The following is a 12,454-nucleotide window of genomic DNA, read 5'->3' on the forward strand; positions in this document are numbered from 1 at the left end:
CGCGGGACGCCAAGAGACAGGTATGTGATATGCGTGGACGATATTTCGCGCTGGCGATCATGGCGCTGGCCGCTGGAGGCGCCGGTGGTGTGCTGTATGAGCGTGAGCGGATGGCCCCGACGATGGATGCGGGCGACGACGGTGACAAGATCCTCTACTGGGTCGCGCCGATGGACCCAAATTTCCGCAAGGACGGCCCGGGGAAGTCTCCGATGGGCATGGACCTCGTGCCGGTCTACGAAGGACAGGAGCCGTCGGGCGACCCCGAGGAGGTGACGCTGTCGGCGGCCGAGGTGAACACCATCGGTGTGCGCACTGCCGTCGCACGGGTCGAGGACATCGCGCACCGGATCGAGACGGTGGGCTTTGTCGATTACGACGAACACGCGACCAGCCACATCCATACCCGCGTAGAAGGATGGATCGAGCAGCTGGAGTTGCGCGCCGTGGGTGACGAGGTCTCCGAGGGCGACCTGCTGTTTGAACTCTACGCCCCCGAGATCACCATCGCCAGTTCCGAGCTTCTGCGCGCCACGCGGTCGGGCAATGCCGACGAGATCGCGATCGCCCGGACCAAGCTGATGAATTTCGGTGTCAGCGCGCGCCAGATCGACGAGATGGCGCAGGCCGAACGCCCGGCGCAGCGCGTTCGGTTCTATGCGCCGCAGGATGGCGTGGTCTTCGCGCTCGACGCCGCCGACGGCATGTACCTGAGGCCCGACACGCGGGCGATGTCTCTAGCCGATACCTCGTCCGTTTGGTTGCTGGTGGACGTGTTCGAGCGGGACATGACGCTGTTGTCGGACGACATGCGCGCCGAGGCGAGGTTCGATCACCTGCCGGGCCAGGTCTTTACCGGCGAGATCGACTATATCTTCCCCGAGCTGGACGCCGAAACGCGCACGCTGCGGGTGCGGCTGCGGTTTGACAATGACGAGGGTCTATTGCGGCCCAACATGTTTGCCAAGGTGGCGCTTGTGCCGAACGAGGCGCGGCAGGCGCTGACCGTACCGTCCGAGGCGGTGATCCGCACCGGCCGCGCCGAGCGTGTGATCCTAAGGTTGGCGGACGGCAATTTTCGCCCCCGGCTGGTCACCACCGGCCTGCGCGGCGGATTTGCCGAGGGACGGCGCACCGAGATCGTGCAGGGGTTGGCTCCGGGGGACGAGGTCGTGGCTTCGGCGCAGTTCCTGATTGACAGCGAAAGTGCCTTGAACGCTGGGATGATGCGCTTTGCCCCTACGGATGCGGAGCCAGCCATGGGTAAGGGCGTCCTGCTGTCGCTGGACACTCAAACGCGACGCGCCCGGATCGCGCATGCACCGATCGAGGCATTGGGCTGGCCCGCGATGGAAACCGAGTTTGCCCTGCGCTCGGATGTCTACCTTGAGGACCTGACCGAGGGGCAAGACGTGGAATTCGAGGCGGTGCGCGGGGCCGACGGGCTGATCGCGCTGACGCGCCTGGGGCGGGACGACGGCGTGGATGCCACTGGCGAGGGCGTGGTTCATGCCGTCACGCCCGAGGGCAAGCTGACCGTCAGCCACGATCCGATCCCGGCGCTTGGCTGGCCCGCGATGAAGATGGATCTTGACGTGCAGGGCGTCGATACCGCCGCGATCCCGCTGGGCGAGCCGGTGTCTTTCGACCTGTCCGCAGGAGAGGACGGCATGGCCGTCATCGTGGCCGTGAGGGCCGGGGGCGCGGAGGCCGAGACAACGCCCGATATGGCCCAGGCCGAACCGCAAGAGGATGCAGCGCCACCGATCACCGTTGAGGGTCGTATCGAGGCGGTCGATGCCGAAACCGGCATGGCGACCATCGCCCACGGCCCAATTGCCGAGATCGGGATGCCGGGCATGACGATGGACTTTGCCCTGACCGACGCGCTCGACCCGGTAGAGTTGCCCTTGGAGCAGAAGGTGATGCTGACCTTCTTGCGGCCCGATGGGATGACGATGGTGTTGGAGACGGTAGCGGCCAAACCCGAACCGATGACCGTCACCGGCACGATCAATAGCGTCGACGCCGAGGCGGGCATGGCCAATATCACCCATGGCCCCATCGCCGACATCGGCATGCCCGGGATGACGATGGATTTCGCCCTCGCGGGGGATGTCGATCCGGCAGGCTTGCCTGTCGGGCAGGAAACCGGGCTTTTGCTGCTGCAGGGGCCTGACATGACCCTCTCGCTCGCCGGAACAGTGGAGTTGGGCCAATGATCCCCGCCATCATCCGCTGGTCCGTCGCCAACCGCTTCATCGTGATCGTGCTGGCGCTGTTCCTCGGGGCCGCCGGGGTCTGGGCGCTGCGCAGCACGCCGGTCGATGCGATTCCCGATCTTTCGGACGTGCAGGTCATCATCAAGACACCCTATGCCGGACAGGCGCCGCAGGTGGTAGAGGACCAGGTCACCTATCCGATCACCACCGCCATGCTGTCGGTGCCGGGGGCGGTGGACGTGCGCGGGTTTTCCTTTTTCGGCGACAGCTATGTCTATGTCGTCTTCGAGGATGGCACCGACCTTTACTGGGCGCGGTCGCGGGTACTGGAATACCTCGCGCAGGTGCAGTCACGCCTGCCGGCTGGCGTGAACCCCGAGCTTGGCCCGGATGCCACAGGCGTCGGCTGGATCTATCAGTACGTGCTGGTCGACCGCACCGGCGGGCATGACCTGTCGCAGCTGCGCACGCTGCAGGACTGGTTCCTGAAATTCGAATTGCAGACCATTGAGGGCGTTTCCGAGGTCGCCACCATCGGCGGCATGGTCAAGCAGTACCAGGTGGTCGTCGACCCCGACAAGCTGCGCGCATTCGACATCCCGCTGGCCACCCTGCGCGCCGCCATCGGCGAGGCCAACCGCGAAAGCGGCGGCAGCGTGATTGAGATGGCCGAGGCCGAATACATGGTCCGAGCCACCGGCTATGTCGACAGTATCGAGGACCTGTCCGAGATCCCCCTGATGGTCAACGACCGGGGCGCGGCTGTCACGCTGGGGGACGTGGCCGAGATCCGGCTGGGGCCGCAAATGCGGCGCGGCGTGGGCGAATTCAACGGCGAGGGCGACGCGGTGGGCGCGGTGATCGTCATGCGGTGGGGCGAGAACGCACTTGCCACGATCAATGCGGTCGAAGACAAGATCGACGAGCTGCGCGGCTCGCTGCCCGAGGGGGTGGAGATCGTGACCACCTACGACCGCTCGGGCGTGATCGAACGGGCCATCGACAACCTGCAAAAGAAACTGACCGAGGAATTCATCGTCGTCATCCTTGTCTGCGGTGCCTTCCTTTTGCACCTGCGCTCATCGCTGGTGATCGTTCTCTTTTTGCCATTGGGCGTGCTGGCGGCCTTTGCCGTGATGCGCCTGCAGGGGTCAATGCCAACATCATGTCACTGGGGGGGATCGCCATTGCCATCGGCGCGATGGTGGATGCCGCAGTGGTGATGATCGAGGCTATGCACCGCAAGATGGAGGGCAAGCGCCTGTCCTCCGACGAGCGATGGCAAGCCGCGCGCGACGCGGCCGCCGAGGTGGGACCGGCGCTGTTCTATTCGCTGGCGATCATCACCATCAGCTTCCTTCCCGCCTTCGTGCTGGAGTCGCAGGAAGGGCGGCTCTTCAAGCCTTTGGCCTTCACCAAAACCTACGCAATGGCCGGCGCCGCGATCCTGTCGATCACGCTGGTGCCGGTTCTGATGGGCTATTTCATAAGGGGCAAGATCGTGGCGGAGCGGCGCAACCCGCTGAATGTGGCCTGCCAGTGGATCTATCGACCGTTCCTCGATGCCGCCGTGGCCTGGCCTCGGGCGACGGTCCTGCTGGCCGCCGCATTGGTGTTCTCGATGGCGCACCCACTGCAACGGCTGGGCACCGAGTTCATGCCGGAACTGAACGAGGGCGATTTCCTCTACATGCCGTCGCTCTATCCCGGCGTCTCTATCGGCAAGGCGCGGGAGGTGCTGCAACAGACCAACCGGATGATCGCGCAGGTGCCAGAGGTGGAAACCGTGCATGGCAAGCTGGGCCGGGCCGACACGGCGACAGACCCCGCGCCGTTGACCATGATCGAGACGACGATCCAACTGAAACCGCGGGAAGAGTGGCGGCCGGGTGTCGGCATGGACGACATCCGCAACGAACTGGACTCCCGCGTTCAGGTGCCCGGCGTCACCAATGTCTGGATTCAGCCAATCAAGAACCGGATCGATATGCTGGCCACGGGGGTGAAGACACCCGTAGGGGTCAAGGTCTCGGGCGCGGACCTGAACGTCATCGAAGAGATCGCCGTGTCGGTCGAACAGGCCGTGGCCGACATCCCCGGCACCGCCTCGGCCTATGCCGAGCGCCCCGTGGGCGGCCGGTTCATCGAGATCGACATCGACCGCGCGGCGGCGGCCCGTTACGCTCTGTCGATCGAGGATGTGCAGGAGGTGGTGCAGACGGCCATCGGCGGGCAGACCATCGCGGAATCCGTCGAAGGGCTGGAACGCTTTCCGATCAACCTGCGCTATCCGCGCGACTGGCGGGACAGCCCTGACAGGCTGGACGATCTGCCCGTCGTCACGCCCTCGGGCGCGCATATCCCGCTGGGCGCCGTGGCGGCGGTCAAGCTGGTCGACGGCCCCGGCATGATCCGGTCCGAAAACGCCCGGCGCACCGGCTTCGTCTTCATCGACATCGCGGGGCGCGACCTTGGCAGCTACGTGGCCGAGGCGCAGCAGGTGGTGGCTAACACTGTCGAGCTGCCGCCGGGCTATTCCATCGCCTGGTCGGGCCAGTACGAGTATATCGAGCGCGTGCAGGAGCGGCTGGGCCTCGTGGCCCCGGCGACCCTAATGATCATCACGCTGATGCTGTTCCTGGCGTTCAACCGGGTGACGGAAGTGGCGATCATCCTGCTGGCTCTGCCGGTCGCGCTGGCCGGGGGCGTGTGGCTGATCTTCTATCTGGGCTACGCCGTGTCGGTTGCCGTGCTGGTGGGCTTCATCGCGCTCGCCGGCGTGGCGGTCGAGACAGCCATCGTGATGCTGCTCTACCTCAACCTTGCCTGGGACCGGCGCGTGCTGGCCGCCAAGGAACAGGACCGCGAGGTCAACCGCGACGACATCGAGACGGCGGTGTTCGAAGGCGCGCTCCTGCGACTGCGGCCTAAGCTGATGACCGTGGCCACGATCTTCGCCGGTCTCATACCGATCATGTATGGCGACGGCACTGGGTCCGAGGTGATGCAGCGCATCGCCGCGCCGATGATCGGAGGAATGGCAACCGCGACGGTACTGACGCTCTTCGTGATCCCGTCGATCTTCGTCATCTGGAAACGTTTCACCCTGGGACGGGTCAATCGGCAAATGCTGCAGCCCGTCCGTCCCTTCCACTCCCCCCAGCCCGGTGTATGACCGGGCACCACATGCGCAAAAGGAGAACCAACATGCGTCAATTCCTGTTTTCCCTCGCCTTCGCCGCAGCCGCCCCGGCACTTACCCTGGCCAGCGACGACTCGCATTCCGGTCACGACATGTCCTCGCACGAGGGCATGAGCACCGAGTCGCACGACGGTATGCATGACGAGTCCCACGCAGGCATGGCGGGCGTCCATGCCGAGGCGACGGTCAACAGCATAGGTGACGGCACCGCGAACATCTCCCACGGGCCGATCGCCGAGATCGGCTGGCCTGCTATGACAATGGACTTGCCTGTATTGGACGGCGCTGAAATTGGCGACGTGGAAGATGGCGACGAGGTTATGATGATGCTCGAAAAAGGCGAGGACGGCATGTACGCCATCCGCGCGCTGATGCCGAAAGAGTAAGACGGCCTTGCCGCGAAGGGCGCGCCTTGACCCCGTCGAGTTTGGGCGCGCTTTATTATCGGAGGTCTTGCAAACGCTGCGAAGCCGCCATTGGAAGAAATCGCAGCGAACGTCAGGAATCCGCCGATTGTGTTGAAAAACTCATTGTCCGGTCGAGAGCAGTCAAAGCCTCAGAACCTCTTCCCTTCAAAAGCCCTCTTTACAAACATCGTTTCCTGACCAGCCATTTCCGGGAACAGCGTTCCGATATTTTGGCGCGGATTTCGCTGCGCCGAGTTTTTCAACACAATCCGCCCAAACTCGCGATTTTAGACTGCCGAACTTTTTGGCCAGACTTTCATATTTCCCACTGGACTTCGCCTGGCAACAGAGCGGTACTGTCTTCACCGACGCGCTCAAGTCGCCCGCGTCATGATCTCCGCCCGGACCTCCGGGCTCTGCCCGGTAGCAGGAGCAACACGCTCCTGGAACCGAGCAAAAGGAGACAATCATGACCGCACAGCAATCCCAAAAGCCGAAGAAGACAACGTCAGCCAAAGGGCGAACGACGAAGAAGGCGCACCTGATCCGGATGCTGCAAAGCAAGACGGGGTCCGACATTGCGGCGCTCAGCAAGAAGCTGGGATGGCAGAGCCATACAACGCGCGCCGCGCTCACCGGTTTGCGGAAGGCTGGCTTCGAGATCGCGGCGACAAAGTTGGAGGACGGCAAGCCGACGCGATACCGCATCACGGCGGAGCCTGACGTCAAACGACAGACCTCCGGTTCCCCAGAGGCCACCCATGCCAGGTAAGCCGCATCCGGCGCGAGACGACGTCAAGGCGCGTTGGGGGGAGGTCTTCGGATCTCCTCCTCCGCCGTATCTCTCGGTGACCTTCATGGTGAAGGCGCTGGCCTATGACGCGCAGTGTCGTCGCCATGGAGGATTGTCCGCGGTGACGCGCAAGTCCCTGGCGCGTATTGCTGAAGGTCAACCGGTTGCAGAGGCCTCGCGTGGCAGTCTCAAGCCTGGAGCCCATCTCGTTCGGGAGTGGAACGGCCGGACCTACCAGGTCGAGGTGACAGACACGGGCTATCGTATCGATGGGCGCACTTGGTCATCGCTCACGGCGATCGCGAAACACATCACCGGAACGAACTGGTCGGGTCCGCGCTTCTTCGGTCTCAACGGCCGGGCAGGGGACAGCGCATGAAGAAGATCCGCTGCGCCGTATATACCCGCAAGAGTTCCGAGGACGGTCTGGAGCAGGAGTTCAACTCGCTCCATGCCCAGCGGGACGCCTGCAGCGCCTACATCACCAGCCAGAAGCACGAGGGCTGGGTGATGTTGCCTGATGCTTATGACGAGGGTGGCCTCTCCGGTGGCTCACTCAAGCGGCCAGCCTTGCAACGTCTCCTGAACGATGTGCAGGGGGGCCGGGCGGACCAGATCGTCGTCTACAAGATCGACCGGCTCACCCGCTCGCTCGCGGACTTCGCGAAAATAGTAGATGTGCTGGATGAGGCCGGCGCCTCCTTCGTCTCGGTCACCCAGTCGTTCAACACTGCCACCAGCATGGGGCGGCTCACGCTGAACATGCTCCTGTCTTTCGCCCAGTTCGAGCGTGAAGTGACGGCGGAGCGGATCCGGGACAAGATCGCGGCCTCGAAACGGAAGGGCCTCTGGATGGGCGGGCAGGTCCCCGTGGGATACGATCCAGATGGCCGGACGCTCAAGATCAATGCGGCCGAAGCCGCTGCGATCAGAACGCTCTACGATCTCTACGAGCGGCTAGGCACGGTCCGCGCCGTTAAGGAAGAGGCGGACCGGCTGGGTCTCAGAAGCCGACGCCGGAAGACCACATCTGGTCAGGTGACAGGCGGCAAGCCCTTTGACCGCGGTCACATCCATCATATCCTGACCAGCCCGATCTATGCCGGGCGGATCCGGCACCGCGACAAGGTCTTCGACGGGGCCCATCCAGCGATCATCGAACCGGACCGCTGGGACAAGGTGCAGACGCAGCTTCAGGCAGGGGCCGCCCGCAGTCGCCGCTCTTCAACAGCCAGGCGCAAGAGCCTGCTCTTCAGAAAGCTATTCGACGAGACCGGGGACCGGCTCACGCCGTCGCATTCAAAGACGAGGAAAGGCGTGCGGCTGCGATACTACATCTCGCATCGGCTGGTCGAATAGGCTGGACAGGCCCATCCCGATGGTTGGCGCCTCCCTGCCGAGGACATTGAAACAAAAGTCGCCAAACTCGTCCAGACGATGCTTGCTGAGCATGGTTTCTTGGCGAAGCTCGTGCGGGGCGCGTCCGCCGATGCCATCGGCCGGCATGCGGCAACGTTGGCCGCTCACGCAGCCGATGCTGATGCCGCGACGCTTCTCGGCCTGGTGGAACGGATCGACATCATGCCCGGGCAGCTTGGCCTGCAGCTTGAGCCGGCGGCGCTGTCAAATCTGATCAACATTGCACCGGACGATCTCGATCAAACCTGCCTCAACAGAAGCTTTCCTTTCCAGATCCGCAAGCGCGGAGTGGAGACGAAGATCATCCTCAACGATGCACCTTCGGGCACAGATGACACTCTGATACGCAATTTAGCGAAGGCGCATGCCTGGGTCGAGCGGCTCAAGGCTGGAGAGACTTTCTCCAAGATCGCAGCCAGCGACCACACCTCGAAGCGGCGCATTCAGCAACTGGTCGGTCTCGCGTTTCTCGCGCCGGACATCATCCGTGATGTCTTGGCTGGCCGGCAACCCATCGGCTTCACATCCGAGTGGTGCCTGCGGCATGACCTGCCCTCGGACTGGACCCAGCAGCGTAAGCTTCTGGCGACTCTCTGATCCCACTCTTCTCAACCTCGTATGGCGAAAATGGCGACCTGAGATTTTGACGCAATTGCGGGCCATTCGCACGGTGCGTTCCGGTCTCGGGGAACGCGGCCATCCGGCAAGGCTTTGAAACCACGGCCGAATACCGGGCGTACCTTGCATGGTCTGGATTGCTGGAAGTGCGTGGCTGGGGTGGTAGGATTCGAACCTACGGTACACGGTACCAAAAACCGCTGCCTTACCACTTGGCTACACCCCAACAGTGCCGCGCTAATTACTCTGCTCTTTCGCGTGGTTCAAGGCCCGAGTTGAATTTATTTGGCGGCTTGACAGGGATTGTCCGATCTTGCGGACTCACTCCAGAATTTCACCCGGCTCCACGCCCCAGAGGGCCGACTTGCGGGCCCAGCCGCGGTAGCCGCCGGCCATCAGCCTGCACCAGTCGATCGCGCAACGATCTATGCGCGCCACCACGCCCATTTCCAGCTGCGCCACGGTCATCGCGTCCGGATCGGGCTTGGATTGAAGATCGACCAGTTCGTCCTCGACGATCACGGTGCGGGTGCCCGACAAAAGCGAATAGTGGATCCAGCCACCCTGGCCATCGCGGTCGCGCACGCGGCGCCAGTGGCCATGTTCGGCGGTGATTTCAAGTGGCAGATCCCTGCGCTTGAACACCCAGTCGATACGGTGCGTCAGGCTGGGGCCGCGGCGCACGTTGCCTTCGGCGGCCTTCATCGACACGAAGCGCGGCAGGGGTAGGTTGGTCACAGGCCCGCGCTCTGTTTCCTGAGCGACGGCGGGCACTCCCAGCGCCGCGATCATGGCGGCACCGATCAAGGCGGAAAACCGTTTCATGGTGTCAATACTGCTCACTCATCTGACCCGGGGTTCTTGTGCCCCGAGGCGTCCTGCGTCACTGTACAGAAGAAAGCGCGTATTGGAAGACGGGGGAGACGCTACATGCCATCTGGTCGACTGAGTGTTGTCGTTACGCGACGCCTGCCGGAAGTCGTAGAGCGACGCATGCAGGAACTGTTCGACGTCACGCTGCGCGAGGATGACACGCCGATGAGCCGCGAGGCTCTCGTCGAGGCGGTCCGGACGGCGGATGTGCTGGTGCCGACGCTGAGCGATCAGATCGACGGCGGGCTGATCGGACAGGCGGGCGAGCGGTTGAAGCTGATTGCGAATTACGGCGCGGGGGTCGACCACATCGATGTTCATACCGCGCGCCAGCGGGGCATCCTCGTGTCGAACACGCCCGGCGTTCTTACCGATGACACTGCCGACATGACCATGGCGCTGATCCTGAGCGTGACGCGGCGCATTCCCGAAGGGCTGTCGATGATGCAGAAAGAGGACTGGCCCGGCTGGTCCCCGACCGCCATGCTGGGCGGGCGCATCGCCGGACGACGCCTGGGTATCCTGGGCATGGGACGGATCGGGCAGGCGGTGGCGCGGCGGGCCGCGGCATTCGGCATGCAGGTGCATTATCACAACCGGCATCGCCTGCGGTCCGAGATCGAGGACGAGCTTGGTGCGACCTACTGGGAAAGCCTCGATCAGATGGTGGCTCGCATGGACGTGCTCAGCGTCAACTGCCCGCATACGCCGTCGACCTTTCACCTGATGAACGCGCGGCGGCTGAAACTGATGAAGCCGGACGCGGTCCTGGTCAATACCAGCCGGGGTGAAGTTGTGGACGAGAACGCCCTGACGCGGATGCTGCGTGCCGGAGAGATCGCGGGCGCGGGTCTGGACGTGTACGAGAATGCAAGCGCGATCAATCCGCGCCTGCGAGAGTTGAAGAACGTGGTCCTGTTGCCGCATATGGGATCGGCCACGGTCGAGGGTCGGCTGGAGATGGGCGAGAAGGTTCTGCTGAACATCAAGACTTTCGACGACGGCCACCGCCCGCCCGACCAGGTTGTGCCGTCGATGCTGTAGGGCCCCGCTGGGGCCGGAAACTCCGGAGAGTGTCCATGCGCCTGCTTCTTGTCAGTCTTGCCTTGTGTCTCGCCGGGATGGCGGCGGCCCAGCAGGCCGCCGACGCACTCCAGCCCGAGGGCGAAGGCGTGGGCGCGGTCGTAACCTCCGATACCGGAGCGGCGGCGCTGGAGGCGAAAGAAGCCGGGCGCCCGGTCGAGGCGCAGGAGTGGATGGTGGCCGCGGCCAACCCGCTGGCGGTCGAGGCCGGAGCGCGGGTATTGCGCGAGGGCGGCACGGCGGCGGATGCGCTGGTGGCGGTGCAACTGGTGTTGGGCCTTGTGGAACCGCAAAGTTCCGGCCTGGGCGGCGGGGCGTTCCTGGTTTGGTACGATGCACAAAGCGGCGGACTGACAACGCTCGACGGCCGGGAAACTGCGCCCCTGGCTGCGACACCGACACTGTTCCATGATGAGGCGGGCGAGCCGCTTTCGTTCTACGATGCGGTCGTGGGGGGCCGGTCGGTGGGTGTTCCGGGTACGCCTGCACTTCTTTCCGAGGCGCATGCCAAATGGGGAAACGCCGCGTGGGAAAGCCTGTTTACGGAAGCCATCGCGCTGGCCGAGGACGGATTCGAGGTGTCGCCGCGGCTGGCCGCGATGGTGGCCCAGGACGCCATTCGCCTTTTCAGGTTCGAGGCGACGCGCGACTATTTCTTCCCCGACGGACAGCGCGTACAACCCGGTGACCTATTGAAGAACCAGGCTTATGCCGACAGCTTGCGACGCTTTGCCGAAGAGGGCGCAGCGCCGTTTTACACGGGCGACATCGCGGCCGACATCGTCGCCACCGTCGCCAATGCGCAAGGCAATCCCGGCGTGATGTCGGCGGTCGACCTTGCGATCTACCGCGTCAAGGAGCGTCCGGCGGTCTGCGCGCCTTACCGTGGCTTCGATGTCTGCGGGATGGGGCCTCCATCCTCGGGCGCGTTGACCGTCGGGCAGATACTGGGGTTGCTGGAGCCATTCGACATCGGGGCGCTCGGGCCGGGCAGCGTCGAGGCCTGGCGGCTCATAGGGGATGCCAGCCGCCTCGCCTTTGCCGACCGGGGCCGCTACATGGCCGACAGCGATTACGTGCCGGTTCCGGTGAAGGGGTTGCTGGACGCAGGTTACCTGGCGGATCGTGCCGAACTTCTGCAGCGCGACGCGGCGTTGCAAGAGGTCGCGCCCGGGGAGCCGGAGTTCGATCATGCGCTCGATTTCGCGGATGATGTCTCGATCGAGCTTCCGTCTACCTCGCACGTCTCGATCGTAGACCGCTTCGGCAACGTGGCCTCGATGACCACGACGATCGAGAACGCTTTTGGCTCGCGCCTGATGGTGCGGGGATTCCTGCTTAACAACGAGTTGACGGATTTCTCCTTTGAAAGTCATGAGAACGGGCGGCCGATCGCGAACCGCGTCGAACCGGGAAAGCGGCCGCGATCGTCCATGGCGCCGACCATCGTGATGGAGGATGGCGCGCCCGTGCTGGCCGTGGGCAGCCCCGGCGGCAGCCGCATTATCGGCTACGTCGCCAAGACGATCATTGCGCATCTGGACTGGGGTCTCGACGTGCAGGCGGCGATAGATTTGCCCCATCTTGTCAACAGGTTCGGCACCTATGACATCGAGGCGGGCACGCCGGCGATGGAACTGTTGCCGGGGCTTGAGGCGCTGGGGTTCGAAATGGCGCCGCAGGTCCTTGTGTCGGGCCTGCACGCGATCTCCATCGGGGACATTTTGCAAGGCGGGGCCGATCCACGGCGCGAAGGTATTGCCCTGGGCGAATAGATCGCGCCGGGAAATAGCCCCGCAGCCATCCCAATCCTGCCCGAATTGGCTGGCATGACCAC

Annotated in this window: 9 protein-coding genes, 1 tRNA gene and 1 pseudogene; 9 read left to right on the forward strand and 2 right to left on the reverse strand. The window is 64.0% G+C overall.

Going from position 1 to position 12,454, the window contains the following annotated elements; translation table 11 throughout:
- Positions 1 to 29: 29 nt before the first annotated feature.
- The 7 genes and pseudogenes from ACSQ76_RS06095 (at position 30) to ACSQ76_RS06125 (ending at position 8,640) form a co-directional block, all read left to right on the forward strand.
- Positions 30 to 2,222, forward strand: a complete 2,193-nt coding sequence (locus tag ACSQ76_RS06095; protein WP_437155855.1) for an efflux RND transporter periplasmic adaptor subunit — start codon at positions 30 to 32, stop codon at positions 2,220 to 2,222.
- Positions 2,219 to 5,397 (forward strand): annotated as a pseudogene (locus tag ACSQ76_RS06100) (efflux RND transporter permease subunit). The gene ACSQ76_RS06095 and the pseudogene ACSQ76_RS06100 overlap by 4 nt, the downstream one beginning before the upstream one ends.
- Before the next feature lie 32 nt (positions 5,398 to 5,429).
- Positions 5,430 to 5,810 carry a copper-binding protein gene (locus ACSQ76_RS06105; RefSeq protein ID WP_437155856.1) on the forward strand — a complete coding sequence of 127 codons (381 nt, stop codon included), beginning with the start codon at positions 5,430 to 5,432 and terminating at the stop codon, positions 5,808 to 5,810.
- A 490-nt stretch (positions 5,811 to 6,300) separates the two neighbouring features.
- Complete coding sequence (locus ACSQ76_RS06110) at positions 6,301 to 6,603, forward strand: DUF3489 domain-containing protein (protein WP_437155857.1); 303 nt, start codon at positions 6,301 to 6,303, stop codon at positions 6,601 to 6,603.
- Complete coding sequence (locus ACSQ76_RS06115) at positions 6,593 to 7,003, forward strand: DUF2924 domain-containing protein (protein WP_437155858.1); 411 nt, start codon at positions 6,593 to 6,595, stop codon at positions 7,001 to 7,003. Before ACSQ76_RS06110 ends, ACSQ76_RS06115 begins: the two co-directional genes overlap by 11 nt.
- Positions 7,000 to 7,983, forward strand: a complete 984-nt coding sequence (locus ACSQ76_RS06120) for a recombinase family protein (RefSeq protein WP_437155859.1) — start codon at positions 7,000 to 7,002, stop codon at positions 7,981 to 7,983. The genes ACSQ76_RS06115 and ACSQ76_RS06120 overlap by 4 nt, the downstream gene beginning before the upstream one ends.
- 99 nt (positions 7,984 to 8,082) lie before the next feature.
- Positions 8,083 to 8,640: a hypothetical protein gene (locus ACSQ76_RS06125; RefSeq protein ID WP_437155860.1), complete on the forward strand. Its 558-nt coding sequence runs from the start codon at positions 8,083 to 8,085 to the stop codon at positions 8,638 to 8,640.
- Positions 8,641 to 8,812: 172 nt separating this feature from the next.
- On the opposite strand, the gene ACSQ76_RS06130 is transcribed toward ACSQ76_RS06125, so the two are convergent.
- Positions 8,813 to 8,887, reverse strand: a tRNA-Gln gene (locus tag ACSQ76_RS06130).
- Positions 8,888 to 8,982: 95 nt separating this feature from the next.
- Complete coding sequence (locus ACSQ76_RS06135) at positions 8,983 to 9,486, reverse strand: SH3 domain-containing protein (RefSeq protein WP_437158169.1); 504 nt, start codon at positions 9,484 to 9,486, stop codon at positions 8,983 to 8,985.
- A gap of 105 nt (positions 9,487 to 9,591) precedes the next feature.
- On the opposite strand from ACSQ76_RS06135, the gene ACSQ76_RS06140 reads away from it, so the two are divergent.
- On the forward strand, positions 9,592 to 10,578 hold the full coding sequence (locus tag ACSQ76_RS06140; protein WP_437155861.1) for a 2-hydroxyacid dehydrogenase: 987 nt from the start codon (positions 9,592 to 9,594) through the stop codon (positions 10,576 to 10,578).
- A 35-nt stretch (positions 10,579 to 10,613) separates the two neighbouring features.
- Positions 10,614 to 12,392, forward strand: a complete 1,779-nt coding sequence (gene ggt, locus ACSQ76_RS06145) for a gamma-glutamyltransferase (RefSeq protein WP_437155862.1) — start codon at positions 10,614 to 10,616, stop codon at positions 12,390 to 12,392.
- Positions 12,393 to 12,454: the final 62 nt, after the last annotated feature.

The organism is Roseovarius sp. B08 (assembly GCF_051417955.1).
Classification (GTDB): domain Bacteria; phylum Pseudomonadota; class Alphaproteobacteria; order Rhodobacterales; family Rhodobacteraceae; genus Roseovarius.